General features: G+C 64.2%; 18 protein-coding genes and 1 pseudogene. 13 read left to right on the plus strand and 6 right to left on the minus strand.

From position 1 onward, the window contains the following. Positions 1-85: 85 nt before the first annotated feature. Complete coding sequence (locus tag IM733_RS07205) at positions 86-1477, plus strand: APC family permease (protein ID WP_248920212.1); 1392 nt, start codon at positions 86-88, stop codon at positions 1475-1477. Positions 1478-1491: 14 nt separating this feature from the next. Here IM733_RS07205 and IM733_RS07210 read toward each other — a convergent pair whose 3' ends face one another. Then, a complete protein-coding gene (locus IM733_RS07210) occupies positions 1492-2244 on the minus strand; it encodes a methyltransferase domain-containing protein (RefSeq protein WP_248920213.1) in 753 nt (250 codons plus the stop codon). 105 nt (positions 2245-2349) lie between these two features. On the opposite strand from IM733_RS07210, the gene IM733_RS07215 reads away from it, so the two are divergent. Continuing rightward, positions 2350-3018: a class I SAM-dependent methyltransferase gene (locus tag IM733_RS07215; RefSeq protein WP_248920214.1), complete on the plus strand. Its 669-nt coding sequence runs from the start codon at positions 2350-2352 to the stop codon at positions 3016-3018. Positions 3019-3063: 45 nt separating this feature from the next. Here the strand turns inward: IM733_RS07215 and IM733_RS07220 are convergent, their stop codons facing one another. Next, positions 3064-3972, minus strand: a complete 909-nt coding sequence (locus IM733_RS07220) for a hypothetical protein (protein WP_248920215.1) — start codon at positions 3970-3972, stop codon at positions 3064-3066. A gap of 344 nt (positions 3973-4316) precedes the next feature. On the opposite strand from IM733_RS07220, the gene IM733_RS07225 reads away from it, so the two are divergent. The 3 genes from IM733_RS07225 to IM733_RS07235 all read left to right on the plus strand — a co-directional run bounded on the left by IM733_RS07225 (position 4317) and on the right by IM733_RS07235 (position 7272). Continuing rightward, on the plus strand, positions 4317-5153 hold the full coding sequence (locus tag IM733_RS07225; RefSeq protein WP_248920216.1) for a bifunctional allantoicase/(S)-ureidoglycine aminohydrolase: 837 nt from the start codon (positions 4317-4319) through the stop codon (positions 5151-5153). A gap of 122 nt (positions 5154-5275) precedes the next feature. Further along, complete coding sequence (locus IM733_RS07230; protein ID WP_248920217.1) at positions 5276-5875, plus strand: START domain-containing protein; 600 nt, start codon at positions 5276-5278, stop codon at positions 5873-5875. A gap of 215 nt (positions 5876-6090) precedes the next feature. Further along, positions 6091-7272 (plus strand): MFS transporter, encoded by a 1182-nt coding sequence (locus tag IM733_RS07235; protein WP_248920218.1) that lies wholly within the window; start codon positions 6091-6093, stop codon positions 7270-7272. On the opposite strand, the gene IM733_RS07240 is transcribed toward IM733_RS07235, so the two are convergent. Both IM733_RS07240 and IM733_RS07245 read right to left on the minus strand, forming a co-directional pair. Continuing rightward, positions 7231-8280, minus strand: coding sequence for an alpha/beta hydrolase family protein (locus IM733_RS07240; protein WP_248920219.1), 1050 nt, complete (start codon positions 8278-8280; stop codon positions 7231-7233). The genes IM733_RS07235 and IM733_RS07240 overlap by 42 nt on opposite strands. Positions 8281-8417: 137 nt before the next feature. After that, positions 8418-9029: an FMN-dependent NADH-azoreductase gene (locus tag IM733_RS07245; protein WP_248920220.1), complete on the minus strand. Its 612-nt coding sequence runs from the start codon at positions 9027-9029 to the stop codon at positions 8418-8420. Positions 9030-9162: 133 nt separating this feature from the next. Here IM733_RS07245 and IM733_RS07250 point away from each other — a divergent pair, with 133 nt between their 5' ends. Then, positions 9163-10065 carry a LysR substrate-binding domain-containing protein gene (locus tag IM733_RS07250; RefSeq protein ID WP_248920221.1) on the plus strand — a complete coding sequence of 301 codons (903 nt, stop codon included), beginning with the start codon at positions 9163-9165 and terminating at the stop codon, positions 10063-10065. After that, a complete protein-coding gene (locus IM733_RS07255) occupies positions 10058-10438 on the plus strand; it encodes an MmcQ/YjbR family DNA-binding protein (protein WP_248920222.1) in 381 nt (126 codons plus the stop codon). The genes IM733_RS07250 and IM733_RS07255 overlap by 8 nt, the downstream gene beginning before the upstream one ends. 21 nt (positions 10439-10459) lie before the next feature. Here the strand turns inward: IM733_RS07255 and IM733_RS07260 are convergent, their stop codons facing one another. Continuing rightward, the gene (locus IM733_RS07260; protein ID WP_248921137.1) at positions 10460-10861 is read right to left on the minus strand and encodes a DUF1294 domain-containing protein; all 402 of its coding nucleotides are present in this window, start codon (positions 10859-10861) and stop codon (positions 10460-10462) included. Continuing rightward, entirely contained in the window at positions 10861-11691 is an 831-nt protein-coding gene (locus IM733_RS07265) for an undecaprenyl-diphosphate phosphatase (protein ID WP_248920223.1), read from the minus strand. Before IM733_RS07265 ends, IM733_RS07260 begins: the two co-directional genes overlap by 1 nt. Before the next feature lie 389 nt (positions 11692-12080). Between IM733_RS07265 and IM733_RS25670 the strand changes: the two are divergent. From IM733_RS25670 to IM733_RS07290, 6 genes and pseudogenes are all read left to right on the plus strand, one after another. Beyond that, a pseudogene (locus tag IM733_RS25670) lies at positions 12081-12752 on the plus strand (cache domain-containing protein); the annotation flags it as partial. A gap of 138 nt (positions 12753-12890) precedes the next feature. Continuing rightward, the gene (locus IM733_RS25675; protein ID WP_432760415.1) at positions 12891-13625 is read left to right on the plus strand and encodes a methyl-accepting chemotaxis protein; all 735 of its coding nucleotides are present in this window, start codon (positions 12891-12893) and stop codon (positions 13623-13625) included. Between the two features lie 200 nt (positions 13626-13825). Beyond that, positions 13826-14392 carry a nicotinamide riboside transporter PnuC gene (gene pnuC / locus IM733_RS07275; RefSeq protein WP_248920225.1) on the plus strand — a complete coding sequence of 189 codons (567 nt, stop codon included), beginning with the start codon at positions 13826-13828 and terminating at the stop codon, positions 14390-14392. Next, entirely contained in the window at positions 14389-14940 is a 552-nt protein-coding gene (locus IM733_RS07280; RefSeq protein WP_248920226.1) for an AAA family ATPase, read from the plus strand. Before pnuC ends, IM733_RS07280 begins: the two co-directional genes overlap by 4 nt. A gap of 294 nt (positions 14941-15234) precedes the next feature. Then, positions 15235-15675, plus strand: coding sequence for a hypothetical protein (locus IM733_RS07285; protein ID WP_248920227.1), 441 nt, complete (start codon positions 15235-15237; stop codon positions 15673-15675). Between the two features lies 1 nt (position 15676). Next, positions 15677-16249 carry an adhesin gene (locus IM733_RS07290; protein WP_248920228.1) on the plus strand — a complete coding sequence of 191 codons (573 nt, stop codon included), beginning with the start codon at positions 15677-15679 and terminating at the stop codon, positions 16247-16249. Positions 16250-16269: the final 20 nt, after the last annotated feature.

The raw sequence follows: 16269 nt of genomic DNA on the forward strand, positions 1-16269 counted from the left end.
CGACCACATTTTTACTAATTTCCCCACCCCGGCCCCTGTTCCACTATCTGGCGCAACTACAACAACAACGAGCGGGGAAACTCTCATGAGTGCAAGTGCATCCGTGCCTGCCAGCGTGCAGCACGATCAAGCCGGTTTTCGCCGGGTCCTGGGGCTGGGGTCGCTGCTGGCGGTGGCGGTCGGCCTGGTGGTATCGCAAGGGGTGATGGTGATGATGCTCCAGGGCGTCGGCGCCGCTGGCCTGGGCTTCATCGTACCGTTGGGGCTGGCCTACCTGCTGGCCCTGAGCTACGCCTGCTCCTTCTCCGAACTGGCCCTGCTGGTGCCGCGCGCCGGCAGCCTGTCGAGCTACACCGAGGTCGCCCTCGGGCACTTCCCAGCCATCCTCGCCACCTTCTCCGGCTACGTGGTGGTGGCGATGTTCGCCCTCTCGGCCGAACTGCTGCTCCTGGACCTTATCATCGGCAAGGTCTACCCCGGCGTGTTCCCCCAGTACAGCGTGGCATTTGGCGTACTGGCCGTGTTCACCCTGCTCAACCTCATGGGCATCGACATCTTCGCCAAGTTGCAGAGCGCCATGGCGGTGGTGATGGTCGTGGTGCTGTTGATCCTCGGCGTCGCCGCGATCAGTAAAGGCCATGCCGAGGGCGCCACCACCACGCTGCTGCACGTTGACTGGAACCCCATGGGCGCGGGCGTGCTGGCCTTGACCGCCATGGCCGTGTGGGGGTTCGTCGGCGCCGAGTTCGTCTGCTCGCTGGTGGAAGAAACCCGCAAGCCCGAGCGCAATATCCCGCGCTCGATGATGATCGGCCTGACCGTGATCTTCGCCACCATCGGCCTGTACGGCTTGGGCGCGCTGTTCCTGGTGCCACGCGAGGCCTTGGCCAGCGATGCGCTGCCGCATTACCTGTTCGCCACTACCGTGTTCGGCAAGACCGGCGAGATGTTCCTGGTGATCGCCGCAGTGACCGCCACCTGCAGCACCCTGAATACCTCCCTGGCCGCCATTCCGAGGATGCTCTACGGCATGGCCTGCAATGGCCAGGCATTCCCGCAGTTCAAACGGCTCAGCCCGCGTGCGCGCACACCGTGGGTGGCGGTGCTGTTCGTCGCGGCGATCACCGGCCTGCCGATCCTGCTGATGGGCCAGGACGCCGCGGCGATCAACCTGTTGCTACTGGCGGCTGCGCTGGCCTGGTTGCTGGCCTACATCATCGTCCATCTCGATGTCATCGCCCTGCGCCATCGCTACCCGCACCTGACGCGGCCTTTCCGTACGCCGTTCTATCCGCTGCCGCAGTTGTTCGGTATCGGCGGCATGCTGTATGCGATCTGGAACGCCTCGCCCAGTCCGGACATGAGCCTGAAGATCTTTGGTACGGCGGGCGTGGTGCTGGCGGTGGTATCGCTGATCGCACTGGTGTGGATCAAAGTGGTGATGAAAAAACCGCTGCTGCGGCCTGAACCACTCTAAAGCGGACGTGGCGTTCAGCGCTTGCGCCCGATCACGCCGAACGCCACGTCACCGATGTAGATGGCCGATGTCGCCCGGCGCTCGGCGTCCAGGCGGGCCTGCAAAGTCTCGATGCCGACCTGCCTCGCCGTCGCCACGCCCAGGGCGACGATCCGTGGCAGGCAGGCGCGGACGATATCGCCCAAGGCGTAGGGCTGATCGGGTGCCTGTACCAGCAACTCGGCGCGCAGATCCTCGACGGCGAGCCCCGCTTCACTGAAGAGGCGCTGCAGGTTGAAACCGATGTGCAAGTCCGCCCCTTCGAGGGCGATCATGCGCTGCAGCCAAAGTTGAACCTTGCGGTGCAGCGGGAACGGTTCGAGGCTGGCCGGCACCAGGGTCGTGTCATGCTCTTGAAACACCATCACCCCGCCAGGTAACAGATGCCGAGCCAGCGTGCGCAAGGCCTTCACCCCATCCGCCTGGTACATCAGGACCCGACGACCAACGATGGCGTCGAACCACCCGAGGCTATCCGGCAGCGCGTACAGATCACACGGGATGAACATCGGTGTCGCAGCGCCTGCAGGCGCTTCGCGTTGGCCTGCGCACGCGAGCGCCTCGACCTGCTGGTCGACGCCGACCACCGCGCCGTCTCGCCCCACGAGCCTGGCCAGCAGCCAGGTCACATCGCCCTTGCCACAGCCCACGTCGAGTACCCGCATGCCAGGGCCGATCTCGGCATCGAGCAGCAGCCGGGTGGTGAAATCCGTTGTCGAAAGTGCCATGCGCCGCTCCTTCGCGAAGGAGCGCCAGTGTGCCGAGCAAAGGCTCACAGGCACAAGGGCGAATCTGCTCTATCCTCACTCCACCCCTGCCTGGCGAACCCGACCATGACCACCCCCGACAACGCCCTGCTGCCCAGCTGGCAACACAATGCACCCGCCTGGATCGATGCCGTGCGCTCCGGCGCCATCGAATCACGCCGTCAGGTCACCGACCAGGCAATCCTCGTTGCGCTGCTGGGGCGCCAGCCTGAGCGTGCCCTCGACCTGGGCTGTGGCGAAGGCTGGTTGCTGCGGGCCCTGGCTGATCGCGGGGTGCAAGCTGTCGGGGTGGATGGCGAAGCGACACTCGTCGACGCCGCACGGGCAGCGGGCTCGCCAAGCGTGTACCTGGCCAGCTACGCGCAACTGGCGGCAGGCGAAGTGGAGATTGGCCGCGACTATGACCTGATCTGTGCCAACTTCGCCCTGTTGCAGCAAGACATCATTCCCCTGCTCACGGCGATGCATGGCTTGCTCAAGCCCGGTGGCAGCCTGCTGATCCAGACCCTTCACCCCTGGACCGTGGCGGGCGGAGATTACCAGGATGGCTGGCGGGAGGAATCGTTTACCGGCCTTGCGGGTGATTGGCGACCGATGCCCTGGTATTTCCGCACGCTGTCCAGCTGGTTGAAGGCGGTGGAAATGGCAGGTTTCAGCCTCGTCGAGCTACAGGAGCCACAGCATCCGCAAAGCCCGGTACCACAGTCGCTGTTACTTGCTTGCCAACGCGCATAACCCCGTAGGCGCCAGCCTTGCTGACGAACCGCCCCATCGCCAGGCTCAGGCCTCGGGCTCACCGTGGCCACTTTCAACCTCAGCCGTACTTTGCGAAACGGGCGGGCTCAAGCGCAACACACGATCACGACCGCCCTCTGCCAGCAGGTAACCGCCATGCCCGTCAGGCACGATGGCCTGGGGCGCCTTCAGGTAGCTCAACACGACATGCCGCGAACCATCGCCATCGATGCGCAACAGGCGGGCACGGTGGGTGGAGTCCTCGCTGATCCACAGGCCACGCTGGTCGCAGAGCAGGAAGGTGGGGTTGCGCAAACCCTCGACCACCACCGGATCGTCGCCGTCCGCGTGGAGCGCACGGATCTTGCCAGTGGCCTTCTCGGTGTACAGCAGGCGCCCGTCGGCGCAGCGTGTCAGGCCTTCGGTCTCGGTCAGGCCAGCGCGCAGGACCTCAAGCTGCCCGTTGCGCCAGTCGTAACGCATCAACCGCCCGTCACCCTTGCGGTCTTCGATTGCATAGAGATGATCGCCATCGTTGTACAGCCCCTGGACGTTGTTACCCTCGAACAGCACCGTGACCTGACCATTGCGCGACAGGCTGACCGGCGCCCCGCCCACTTCCTGGCTGAACGCCCAGCCACCATCGACCGCCACCATGCCATCCGGCTTGGACAGGCCCTCGAGGACCACCACACGCTCACCGCTGGCGCTGATCTGCAGGATACTGCCCTTGCCGCCATTGAGCTCACGGCTGACCAGCAGGCTGCCATCGGCCTGGGGTAACAATGAGGCGGCGCGAGTCACCGAGTTGTGCAGCACCTGCACCTCCCAGCCGTCGGCTGCCTGTACCGGGTAGAAGCTCTGCCAGGCAAAGAAGCCCAGGGTGCCGGCCACAAGGCCAGCCGTGGAGGCCAGGGCCAGGCGGACAGCTCGCCTGCGCAGGATTTGCGTCATCGAATCGGCTCCTTGGAAGAGCGCGTGATCCTAGCAAGGTGATGTGAAAAATTTGTCGAAGAGGAACAGTGTCATGACCCGGCAATAGTGGACAGCCTTGTTCCCCCGGCAGGTCATTTCCTGCAGCGGTATCTTCCTGTCTCGCTCAACGCCGGCGCTGCTCTGCACCCCAGGGAAACCTTGCCCTGGCAGCGAACCTGGAAATTCAAAAATCAAATACCGGGTATTTCAACATTTAATTTGTGGATGCCACGAGCAGGCTCTTATGCTGTCCCTGCATCCCCTGCACGCACCGGCCGGTGTGGAGAAAGGCACGGGGAGAGAACAACAAGTCGAGACCGTTCATGTCGAAACCTTCCTACTTCGCCCCCCACGGTGGGCACCCGGCTCAGACCGAGCTGCTGACTGACCGTGCCATGTTCACCGAAGCCTATGCCGTCATCCCCAAGGGCGTGATGCGTGACATCGTCACCAGCCACCTGCCGTTCTGGGACAAGATGCGCATGTGGGTCATCGCCCGCCCGCTGACCGGTTTCGCCGAGACCTTCTCCCAGTACATCGTCGAAGTCGCCCCCGAAGGCGGCAGCGAGCGCCCTGAGCTGGACCCGAACGCCGAAGCGGTGCTGTTCTTGGTCGAAGGCCAGATCGACATCACCGTCGAAGGCAAGCACCACACCCTGGTACCGGGCGGCTACGCCTTCCTCGCGCCAGGCGCCGAGTGGAGCCTGCGCAACAACAGCAAGGCCAACGTCACCTTCCACTGGCTGCGCAAGCACTACCAGAAAGTCGAGGGCCTGCCGGTTCCCGAGTCGTTCGTCACCCACCGTGACAACGCCACCGTCATCGAGATGCCGGGCACCGAAGGTGCGTGGAAGACCACCCGCTTCGTCGACATGGCCGACATGCGCCACGACATGCACGTCAACATCGTGACCTTCCAGCCGGGCGGCGTGATTCCGTTCGCCGAAACCCACGTCATGGAACACGGCCTGTACGTGCTCGAAGGCAAGGCGGTGTACCGCCTGAACCAGGACTGGGTCGAGGTCGAGGCCGGTGACTTCATGTGGCTGCGCGCCTTCTGCCCGCAGGCCTGCTATTCCGGCGGCCCTGGCCCGTTCAGCTACCTGCTGTACAAGGACGTCAACCGCCACGTGCACCTGACGCTCAACCCGCAGCGCTGATCGCCCTTCGCCGGCAAGCCGTCTCCCGCAGGGGCTGGCTTGCCGGCGAATTTCTTTCCGTGGCAACCCCTCCGTTTGCCGCGCATACTGGCCACTCGTCCCCTGTGCGCGCGGTACCGGCCATGAACCGCTACCCCCTGTTCGCCGCCTTGCTGTTGTCAGCCACCGCCCTGGCCGCCGGCGCCTGGAACCTGGCTTATGACCGCGAAGGCATCCGTGTCTATCTAAGCGCCGTCGCCGAGTCGCCTTACCAGCAATTCCGCGGCGTGAGCACCATGAAAGCCAGCGTACGCACCCTCACCGACTTGCAGGAAAACCTGCGAGTGGCCTGCAAATGGTTGTATGCCTGCGATCAGATGCGCCTTCTGGAGGTCGATGGCGACAGCACCTGGGTGTACCTGACCACCAATCTACCCTGGCCCACCCTGCCTCGGGATATCGTGCTGAAGGTGCGCACCGAGCGTCTGGACGATGGCTCGCTGGTACGCCACCTGAGTGCAGAACCGAGCAAACTGCCCGAGCAGCCGGGGCTGATCCGTGTGCGCCACCTGCGGGGCGAATGGGTCATGAAGCCGTTGGGCGAACGGCTGACCGAGGTCACCTACCAATTGCAGGCCGATCCGGCTGGTGATGTCCCAGGCTGGCTGGCCAACCGGTTCGTGGTCGACGCCCCGGTCGTTACGCTCAGAACGCTCAGGGCCGTTGCCGAACGGCAACACTGACATCTCCTCCTTGACTGGCGCGGCCCTTGTAGGGGTCGGCTGTGCCAGCGAAGCAAGCGGCGCGGTGGATGGCACCGGCTACACCGGTGTTCGCCAGCAAAGCTGGCTCCTACAGGGGTCAAGTGCTGCGCGAATTATTCGTTAGCCTGCTTCCTTTTTTGCCACGCAGCGCCCATCATGACGCCACGCCCCACCGCCTGCCCGCGAACGAGCCCATGACCGCGCAACAGCCTGCCCCCGGCAATACCTCCGGCATCACGCTGCAGATCCTCTCCATCGTCTTCTATACCTTCATTGCCTTCCTCTGCATCGGCCTGCCGATCGCGGTGCTGCCTGGCCATGTACATGACCAACTGGGCTTCGGCGCGGTCATCGCCGGGTTGACCATCGGCCTGCAATACCTCGCCACCTTGGTCAGCCGCCCATTCGCCGGCCAAGTCGCCGACACCCTGGGCGGCAAACGCGCCATTCGCTATGGGCTGTATGGCATCGCCGGCTGCGGCGTACTGACGCTGCTCTCGGCATGGGCCCTTGCATTGCCCTGGCTGAGCCTGGCGCTGTTGTTGGGCGGCCGCTTGCTGCTGGGTATCGCCCAAGGGCTGATCGGCGTCGCGACCTTGAGCTGGGGAATCGGCCAGGTGGGGCCTGAACACACCGCACGGGTGATCTCATGGAACGGTATCGCCTCGTATGGCGCCATTGCCATTGGCGCACCGGCGGGCGTACTGCTGGTGGGCAGCCTGGGTTTCGTGGTGCTGGGGCCTGTCCTGCTGACGCTGGCAATAATAGCCCTGCTGGTGCTTCGCACTCGCCCTGAGGTGCAGGTGGTACGCGGTGAGCGCCTGCCGTTCTGGTCGGCGTTCGGCCGGGTCGCACCTTGCGGTTTGGGGTTGACCCTGGCATCGATTGGCTACGGCACCCTGACCACCTTCGTCACGCTCTACTATCTTGAACGCGGCTGGGTCGGCGCAGCCTGGTGCCTCAGCGCGTTTGGCCTGTGCTTCATCCTGTCGCGGCTGCTGTTCGTCAATGCGGTCAACCGCTTCGGTGGCTACAACGTAGCGGTCACCTGCATGGCCACAGAAGTACTGGGGTTGACGTTGCTGTGGTTGGCGCCTTCACCACTGTGGGCGATGCTGGGCGCCGGGCTGACCGGATTCGGCCTGTCGCTGGTGTACCCCGCCCTGGGTGTGGAGGCGATCCGCAAGGTCCCCAGCAGCAGCCGTGGGGCGGGGCTGGGCGCCTATGCGGTGTTCTTCGACCTGGCCCTGGCAATCGCCGGGCCATTGATGGGCGCGGTGGCCGTACAGCGGGGGTACGCCTCGATCTTCGCAATTGCCGCCCTGCTGGCGCTGTCAGGGGTGGCCTTGACCCTGCTGCTGGCTCGCCGCGGCTGAGCGCTCGGCCGGCTCCGGCGCACCCAGCGCCTGGCTGAAGAACGCCGTGGTCTCGCTGCGCAGCGAACGGTGGATATGGCGACGGTCGACGCCGTCGGCATCCTTGCACAGCACGGGCATGCGCAGGTGTTGCTCATCATCGCAGGGGGCCATGAACACGAAGTGCCCGGCCCCAGAGAGCAAACGGTAGTCTGGCGAGACCGGTAACTTGCGCGCCAGTGCATCGGCATTATGCTCGAGGGCCAGCAACTGGTCGTTGTCACCGCTGTAGATCAGCGCGGGCACGTGTACGCCCGCCAAGGCGTGACGACCGAACATCAGGCTCAACGGTGCCATCAACATCACCGCCCCTACGCGTGAGTCCGCTCGTGGAGCCAGCTCGCTGTGGTCGGCGATCAGCACGCCGTGGGTCTTGCAGGCATCGGCGTCCGTGGGGCGTACCTGGCAGTAGCGGCGCAGGCGCTCGAGGTCGGGCCGGGCGCCCGACAGGATCAAGGCGGTCTCACCGCCCGCGGAATAACCGATCACGCCAACCTTGCCATCGTTCAGATAAGGTGCCAGCAGCTTGTCTGCGCGCACCGCCGTGATGGCAGCACTGATCTGCAAGGGGCGGCCGTAGAGATTGCTGAGGGTACCCAGCCGGCTGTGATCCCTGCCGTTATCACCGGGATGGATCACCGCCACCACCACGAACCCTTGCCGCGCCAGGCCATTGGCCAAGTCATGCAGGGCCATCGGGCTGCCCGCGTTGCCGTGGGAGATGACCAGCAAGGGAAAGTGCCCCATGGCCACCGGTGCATCTTCAGCGACCCGGGTCTGATAGCCTTCGATGCGCACTGGGCGCGCCTCGCCGCTGGAGGGATAGAACACCAACGCCTGCATGGGCCGGGCATCCACCGGGTCAGTCAAGGTGAGCCGATGCAACCCAGCTACCCACGACGCCGCGTCGGCCTGGGCCATCAGGCTGCCGAGCAGCACACAGGTGATCAAGGTGAGGAATCTGTTCATGCGCAGGTGCTCCCACGCCCGCATGGCGGACGTACTCGCCAGCTTAGAACCGGTTTCACTCGCCCAACATGAAAAAAGCATGAAAAAAAGCCGACTGGCGCCCTGGGCGACGGTCGGCTTTTTTATAGCTTGGTGGATCAGGCTGCGGCGAACAGCTCACTGGCGATCTGCGCCTGGGCGGCGTCGATGGCCTTGGCGCGGTGCTCCGGGCCATAGGCCAGGCCGTGCGCGCGGACGATTTCCAGGTCGGTGACACCGATGAAGCCAAGGAACACTTTCAGGAAGTCTTCGTGGCCCACGCCGGTTGGCTGGCCGTGGTGCAGGCCACCGGCAGTGGAGACCAGGATCACCTTCTTGTCACCGCACAACCCTTCAGGGCCGGCTTCAGTGTAGCGGAAGGTCTTGCCGGCGACGGCGACGCGGTCGATCCAGGCCTTGAGCTGGGTCGGCACGGTAAAGTTGTACATCGGCGCACCGATTACCACCGCGTCGGCGGCGAGGAACTCTTCCAGGGTTTCGGCGCTGAGCTTGGCTTCATGGGCCTGGGCGGCATCGCGTACTTCCTCGGGGGTACCGGCGGCCACCAGGGTGGCGGCGGAGAAGTGGCTGATGGCGTCGGCGGCCAGGTCACGGTAGACCACTTCGATGCCTGGCTCGGCGGCTTTCCAGGCCTCGACCACTTCGCGGCTCAGTTGGCGTGAGGCGGAATTGTCGCCCAGGATGCTCGAATCGATATGCAACAGTTTCATGGGACTCTCCTGTGAAAGAAGACCGCGGCGGTGGGCGATCACGATGGAGAGAATCCTATCGATACAGCGAATGGCTGATAAGCCAGCAAAAATGCGTTAGTTTGTTCCACTGATGGAACAATGAGACGGCCAAATGCAAGACCTCAACGACCTCTTCTACTTCGCCCGGGTGGTCGAAGCCGGTGGTTTCGCCGCCGCCGGGCGCCAGCTGGGCATCCCCAAGTCACGCCTGTCACGGCGCATCGCCGAGCTGGAGGAGCGCCTGGGCACGCGCCTTCTGCAACGCACTACCCGGCAACTCAAGCTCACAGCGGTGGGCGAACGTTACCTGCACCATTGCCAGGCCATGTTGCTGGAAGCGGAAATGGCCGATGAAGTAGTGGCCAGCATGTCCAGCGAGCCCCGTGGCCGGTTGCGGGTGTCTTGCCCGGTGGCCCTGGCCCATGCCTTCCTGCCGGATGTGATCAGCCGCTTTCTCGCCCAGTACCCGCTGGTACAGCTGGACATGGTGCTGCTCAATCGTCGAGTGGACCTGATTTCGGAAGGCATCGACGTCGCGCTGCGGGTGCGTGACCTGGGCGATGAAGACCCGGCCCTGGTGACCCGCCGCCTGCGCCAGGCGCAGATGCAGTTGGTGGCCGCGCCGGGCTTCGCCGATCACATTCGCGAACCCTCCGAGTTAGCTACGCTACCCGTGCTGGGCGCGGCCGAGGCCGACCGCCTGGTGCATTTTCGCCTGTTCGGCCCCAACGGGCGCCAGGAGGATGTCGCCCTGGAGCCGCGCCTGGCCATCGACGACTTTGTCGTGCGTAACGCAGCGGTGCGCGCGGGCCTGGGTTTCACCGCACTACCCAGCATGTTCTGCGAGCAAGAGCTGGCACGTGGCGAGTTGGTTCGCCTGTTGCCAGACTGGTCGCTGCCGGGCGGCTATCTACAAGCGGTCTACCCGCACCGGCGCGGGTTGCTGCCTGCGGTCAGGGTGTGGATCGACCACCTGGCCGCCTCGTTCGAAGCCTGTGGAGAACGTTATGTCTGAGCAAAGGATGACCGAAGCGCAGGTTGCGGCGTATTGCCTGGGCCTGCCTGGAGCACGGGAAGATCACAAGTGGGGCGGGGTCCGGGTGTTCTCGGTGGCGGGCAACAAGATGTTCGCGATACAGAGGCTCAACGGTGATGGATTGGCGTTCAAGGTTGCCGACGAGCTATTCCTGGGTTACTGCGATCGCCCGGGTATCCGCCCGGCGCCCTATCTGGCCAGGGCCAAGTGGATCAGCATGGAGCAACCCTACCCCATGGGCCGCGACGAGCTCAGCGACCTGCTGCGCCGCTCGCACCAACTGGTGGTGCGGCGGCTGCCCAAGCGCTTGCAGGTGGGGATGTTGCTTACGGGGGCGGACGCGCCGTTGTAGGGGCCGCGCCAAACCTGGGCATTACACCAGCCGACCCAACCAGCGCCCACCCAGCAGCAGGTGGTCGGCCCAGAACACCTGGTGCAACAGCACGATGCCCCAGAACATGGCCTGATACGACACCTTGCGGGTCTTGTGCCGGAACAACTGCTGCGCCAGGAGCGCCCCCGGCCAGCCACCCAGCAGCTCACTCGCGTGCAGCACCTTTTCCGGGGTTCGCCAGGCCTGGGTACGCGCCTGCTGCTTGTCCTGCCAGTACAGCAGCAGGCTGACCAGGCTCACCGTCGGATACAACGCCAAAGGCACCCAGGACTGGCCATTCAACCCCATCTGGAGGCCGCCCAGCACCGGCAACAGGCATAACCCGGCCAGTACCAGAAGCTTCAGGCGTGCGTTGCGCACGCTTTCCTGCCCACGCGCCATCAGCCGTGCGCCGTCGACCAGTCGACCCAACCGAACTCCCAGGTCGCCAGGATCAGCAAGCCGAAGGCGATGCGGTACCAGGCGAACACCGCATAGCTGTGGTTGGCAATGAATTTGAGCAACCCACGCACGGCGATCATGGCGAAGATGAACGACACCACGAAGCCCAGGGCGAACACCGGCAAGTCGCCTGGCTGGAACAGTTCGCGGTACTTGTAGCCCGAATAAACCGCCGCCCCGACCATGGTCGGCATGGCCAGGAAGAACGAAAACTCGGTGGCGGCCTTGCGTGACAGGCCGAACAGCAGGCCACCAATGATGGTCGAGCCGGAACGCGAGGTCCCTGGGATCATCGCCAGGCACTGGACGAAACCGATCTTCAACGCGTGGTGCCAACTCATCTCGTCGACATGGTCAACCTCGATGCGGTGCTGGCGACGCTCCGCCCAGAGCATGATCACCCCGCCGACCACCAGCGCCGCAGCCACGGTGATGGGGTTGAACAGGTATTCATGGATCAGGTCGGCGAACAGCACCCCCAGCACCACTGCCGGGAAGAAGGCGATCAGCAGGTTAATGGTGAACCGCCGGGCAGGTGCTTGGGTGGGTAGCCCCAGCACCACATCGAAGATCTTGCGGCGGAACTCCCACACCACGGCGAGGATGGCACCGAGCTGAATGATGATGTTGAACGCCATGGCGCGCTCACCACCAAAGTTGATCAAGTCAGCGACGATGATCTGGTGCCCGGTACTTGAAATCGGCAGGAACTCCGTCAGGCCCTCGACCACGCCCAAGATAATTGCCTGCAAGGCACTCCAAAAATCCATCATTCCCCCAGTGAAACGCTGCCGGTGGCAGGCCCCTTGTTTTTGATTTGCATGTTCGTGCCTATGGAAGGCGAGGCTGTTTTACAGCGACAGTTGGTCGCAAAGCCAGCTGAACCGTTCAGTGGACTAAAGGTTTCATCTGGCGCGGCCGAAATCCTAGCAGAGCGCCCCTTTGAAGGCTTGCATTACCTGCAACACGGATTGTCTCGGCGGGCACTTAGCCGTTGGTCGAGTAGGGACTGCCGGCAAAGCATGCTTGGATGCCTTGGATAAAAAGAAAAACTCCGGAGTAATGCATCATGAAGACCCTGAGGTCGATGTCGATCAGCCGCCGCCTGTGGCTGATTTTGCTGGTCGCCGTGGCCATGCTGGTGGTACTGGGGCTTTTGATGCTGCGCCAGATCCATGGCGACCTGTATCAGGCCAAGGCCGAGAAGACCCGTCACGTGGTGCAGACCGCCGCCGGCGTGCTGGCCTATTACCAAGGCCTGGAAGCGGCCGGCACGCTCAGCCGCGAGGCCGCGCAGCAACAGGCGCTGACCATTGTGCGTGGCCTGCGCTACGACCAGAACGATTATTTCTGGATCAACGACCTGACCCCGCGGATGGTCATGCACCCGGCCAACCCCAAGCTCGATGGCCAGGACCTCTCCGCCATCCGCGACCCCGACGGCTTCGCCGTGTTCAACGAGATGGTCGCCCTCGCCCGCAGCCAGGGCGCCGGGCCGGTCGATTACCGCTGGCCCAAGCCCGGGGCCAGCGACCCCGTGGCCAAGACTTCTTACATACAGCTGTTCAAGCCCTGGGGCTGGATCATCGGCTCGGGCGTCTATGTCGACGATGTGCAGGCTGAATTCGCTCGCCAGCTACGCGACGCCTCGCTGCTGGGCCTGGGCATCGCCCTGTTGATGACCCTGCTGGTGGTGCTCATCGCCCGCAGCATTGCCCAACCGCTGCAGGAGGCAGTACAGGCCATGGGTAATATCGCCAGTGGCGAAAGCGACCTGACCCGCCGCCTGGATACCCATGGCCGTGACGAAATCACCCACCTGGGTGAGCACTTCAATCGCTTCAACGGCAAGTTGCAAGGCGTGATCGGCCAACTGCAAGGCGCCGCCCACGCCCTGGCCGAATCGGCCAGCCACGTCGGCGACAACGCAGGTTCCGCCCAGGCCCGCAGTGCCCAGCAGTCGTTGCAGATGGACCAGGTGGCCACGGCGGTCAACGAGGTCACCTACGCCGTGCACGATGTGGCCAAGCATGCCGAGCAGGCCGCCAGCGAGATGCGCAATGCCCAGCAGCAGGTCGGCCACGGCCAGCAGGCGATCCACGGCAGCCTTCAGCAGATCGACCGGCTCTCGGCGACCATCGACCAGGCCGTCAAGGTCATCCGCGAACTGGCCAGCCACAGCACGAAAATCGGTGGTGTGCTCGAAGTGATCCGCTCGATCGCCGAACAGACCAACCTGCTCGCCCTCAACGCGGCCATCGAGGCGGCCCGGGCCGGTGAACAAGGGCGCGGCTTCGCCGTGGTCGCCGACGAGGTGCGCCTGCTGGCCCAGCGTACCGCGCAGTCGACCGCCGAGATCCAGACCATGATCGAGCACCTGCAGGGCCAGTCCGAAGCGGCGGTGAAGGCCATCGACACCAGCAGCGAAGCCTCGCGCCAGACGGTCGAGCAGGCTCGCGAAGCGGGCACCAGCCTCGACGCCATCAGCCAGGCCCTGGGCAACCTGGGCGCGCTGAACGCTTCGATCGCCAGCGCCACCCTGCAGCAATCGCACGTGGTGGAGGAGATCAATCGCAACGTGACCGAGACCGCCGATCTTTCGCAGCAGACCGCCGAGGCGGCGCGCCAGTCCAGCGATGCGGGTGCTGCACTGGCGCGCTTGAGCGAGGAGCTGGAGCAATTGTTGCGTCAATTCAGGGTTTAGATCGGCAAGACCGCAGACCGCGAAGCGGGCACCGGCCTTGCCGGTGTTCGCCGGCAAGGCCGGTGCCTACAGTGATCGCGCAAGGCTTGGGACTGGCGCGGCCTGGGTGGGGCGAAGAACTTGCCACCGACGCTTGTGGCTTGAAGCGTGTGGCGTGAAGCTTGTAGCATCCCGCCCTCTCCTCTCTCCAAGGAACGCCGATGTCCGGCCTCGAACTCTTCGCCGCCGCGCTTGGCGTCATCGCCGTCTGGCTCACGGTCAAGCAAAACCCCTGGTGCTGGCCGATCGGCCTGGTGATGGTGGTGCTCTACAGCTGGATCTTCTATGAGGAGAAGTTGTACTCGAACATGCTCCTGCAGTTGGTCTTCGCGGTGCTGCAACTCTATGGCTGGAGGCAATGGACCCGCTCCGACCACGTCGAAGATGCCCGCCAGGTTTCCAGCCTCGGCCTCTCACAGGTCGTCGGCGGTCTGGGCGTGGGTCTGTTGGGCAGCCTTTTGCTTGGCGCGGCCATGGCCCATTGGACCAATGCCACGCAACCCTGGCTGGATGCCGCGCTGACCGGTTTCAGCCTGGTGGCGCAGCTGTGGATGGCGCAGAAGCGCCTGCAATGCTGGGCACTGTGGGTGGTGGTGGATGTGATCTTTGTCGGCCTGTTCCTGTACCAGGGCCTGTACCTCACCGCAGCCTTGTATGCCCTGTTCACCCTGATCGCCGTACGCGGCTGGCTGGAGTGGCGCCGTGACCCAGCGCTGGCCGGCGCATGAAAGTCCTGGTGCTGTGTGGTCCTGAGTCCAGCGGCAAGAGCTGGCTCAGTGGCCAGATCCAGGCGCACTTCGGCGGCGAACTGGTCGGCGAATACGTTCGTCACTTCATCGACGAGCAAGGCCGCGATACCTGTTACGCCGACATCCCCGCCATCGCCCACGGCCAGCTGGCCTGGGAAGACAACGCCCGCGCCCGCCGGCCAGAGCTGTTGATTCTCGATACTCACCTGCTGAGCAACCTGCTGTGGAGCCGGGCGCTGTTCGGCGACTGTCCGGCCTGGATCGAGCAGGCACTGCTCGAGCGCCGATATGACCTGCACCTGCTGCTCGACCCGATGGGCGTCGACTGGGTGGGCGATGGCCAGCGTTGTCAGCCCGAGTTGAGCCAGCGCCAGGCGTTTTTCGACGACAGCCTTCAATGGTTGCAACACCACCAGCAACCGCTTCAGGTCGTGGGCGGAGATTGGCCACGACGCAGTGCAGCGGCCTTGAACGCCGTGCAACGTCTGCTCGACGGGAAAACTCCGGTTTGCGCCACCGAGTGTTAAGTCGCTGACACACCCCATGCACCTAAGTGCCCGTCACTGGGCGGCGCCCGCCCGCCCGGGGTCGGAGTGTCACGCCGGTGAAACAGCCCCGCAAGCCCGTTCGAGGGGATAAACACTCCTACAGGCTCGAATCGCCCGAGCGTTTGTCTCAACGCTGATACAGCGGCTTCCTGGCGCCCTCACCTTTCCAACGCAACCCATTGATTCTCAAGAATTAACAAAAACCGGCACACCTTCTGCTTTCTTCCCGGCAACGCTGAGCAGGGCCAGCGACCTGAAGAAGGAATTGCCATCGTGAGGACACCGAAAAAAGGCATCAATAGCCTCCTGCTGGTCGGTTGCGCACTGGCCTGCGGCGTGAGCGTGCCCGTGTACGCCGACAACGGCATCATCGTCATCACCCGCGATGTACAACCGCGCATCGCCACGACCCGCCCCCTTGCCCCCGACCCCTACCCGACCACCGCCAATGCCAACCCGTCGGCGCATATCCTCACCCAGACCAACGAGTTGAGTGATGGTGACTTCGCCGGCATCAGCAGCGGTTCGGGCATCAGCACCCTGATCACCCAGCAGACCAACAACATGGGCGCCAACATCAGCACCCAGAACCAGTTGCCGAACCTGGCCGGGGGGCGCGGTGCCGGGTCCGGCGGCAATGGCATCTCCAACATGGTCAACTCCGGCGTGCAAAAGGGCATGGGCGCGCTGAATATCCTGACCGGAGGCCAGTAACATGAAACACACCGTGTTGATTCTGGCCGCGCTGTGCAGTGCGTCGGCGTTTGCCCAGGGCCCAGTGGTCAACAACGCTGACATCGACAACTCCGGGGCCCAGTACCTGGGCAACGTCGGTGTCAACCAGGCCGCTGGCGACCAACAGCAACAGGCCAATGCCCGGGCCTTCGCCATTGGCCATGACGCCAATGCCAGCACCCAGATCCGCCAGCGGCTGCGCAGCCAGGTCGACCCCACAGTCGACGCCCAAGCCAATATCAAGGGTGATTCGTTCAGCCACGGCAGTGGCGCACTGGGTGTCAACCAGAGCGCCGGTGCCGCCAACCAGCAAGCCAATGCACTGCGCATCAGCATCAGTGCCCAGCCGCAAAGCATCGACGACAGCGTCCTTCTGCAACAGAACGTGGCGCTGATCAACAGCTCCGATCCGACTGATCTCGCACCCGGCCATCGCCAGGTCACCACCAGTGACCAGGCATTCACCGGTAGCCGTGGGGTGGTTCAGTTGAATCAGAGCGCCGGGGTGGGGAACCAGACGGCTAACACCCTGAGCGTACGGGTCGCCAATTGACCCAAACAGGTAAGAACAAC

The organism is Pseudomonas entomophila (assembly GCF_023277925.1).
Lineage (GTDB): Bacteria > Pseudomonadota > Gammaproteobacteria > Pseudomonadales > Pseudomonadaceae > Aquipseudomonas > Aquipseudomonas entomophila_D.

Coding starts and splice junctions, on each gene's coding strand:
- IM733_RS07205 (WP_248920212.1), top strand. CDS start 86: ATGAGTGCAAGTGCATCCGTGCCTGCCAGCGTGCAGCACGATCAAGCC.
- IM733_RS07210 (WP_248920213.1), bottom strand. CDS start 2,244: ATGGCACTTTCGACAACGGATTTCACCACCCGGCTGCTGCTCGATGCC.
- IM733_RS07215 (WP_248920214.1), top strand. CDS start 2,350: ATGACCACCCCCGACAACGCCCTGCTGCCCAGCTGGCAACACAATGCA.
- IM733_RS07220 (WP_248920215.1), bottom strand. CDS start 3,972: ATGACGCAAATCCTGCGCAGGCGAGCTGTCCGCCTGGCCCTGGCCTCC.
- IM733_RS07225 (WP_248920216.1), top strand. CDS start 4,317: ATGTCGAAACCTTCCTACTTCGCCCCCCACGGTGGGCACCCGGCTCAG.
- IM733_RS07230 (WP_248920217.1), top strand. CDS start 5,276: ATGAACCGCTACCCCCTGTTCGCCGCCTTGCTGTTGTCAGCCACCGCC.
- IM733_RS07235 (WP_248920218.1), top strand. CDS start 6,091: ATGACCGCGCAACAGCCTGCCCCCGGCAATACCTCCGGCATCACGCTG.
- IM733_RS07240 (WP_248920219.1), bottom strand. CDS start 8,280: ATGAACAGATTCCTCACCTTGATCACCTGTGTGCTGCTCGGCAGCCTG.
- IM733_RS07245 (WP_248920220.1), bottom strand. CDS start 9,029: ATGAAACTGTTGCATATCGATTCGAGCATCCTGGGCGACAATTCCGCC.
- IM733_RS07250 (WP_248920221.1), top strand. CDS start 9,163: ATGCAAGACCTCAACGACCTCTTCTACTTCGCCCGGGTGGTCGAAGCC.
- IM733_RS07255 (WP_248920222.1), top strand. CDS start 10,058: ATGTCTGAGCAAAGGATGACCGAAGCGCAGGTTGCGGCGTATTGCCTG.
- IM733_RS07260 (WP_248921137.1), bottom strand. CDS start 10,861: ATGGCGCGTGGGCAGGAAAGCGTGCGCAACGCACGCCTGAAGCTTCTG.
- IM733_RS07265 (WP_248920223.1), bottom strand. CDS start 11,691: ATGGATTTTTGGAGTGCCTTGCAGGCAATTATCTTGGGCGTGGTCGAG.
- IM733_RS25675 (WP_432760415.1), top strand. CDS start 12,891: ATGGACCAGGTGGCCACGGCGGTCAACGAGGTCACCTACGCCGTGCAC.
- pnuC (WP_248920225.1), top strand. CDS start 13,826: ATGTCCGGCCTCGAACTCTTCGCCGCCGCGCTTGGCGTCATCGCCGTC.
- IM733_RS07280 (WP_248920226.1), top strand. CDS start 14,389: ATGAAAGTCCTGGTGCTGTGTGGTCCTGAGTCCAGCGGCAAGAGCTGG.
- IM733_RS07290 (WP_248920228.1), top strand. CDS start 15,677: ATGAAACACACCGTGTTGATTCTGGCCGCGCTGTGCAGTGCGTCGGCG.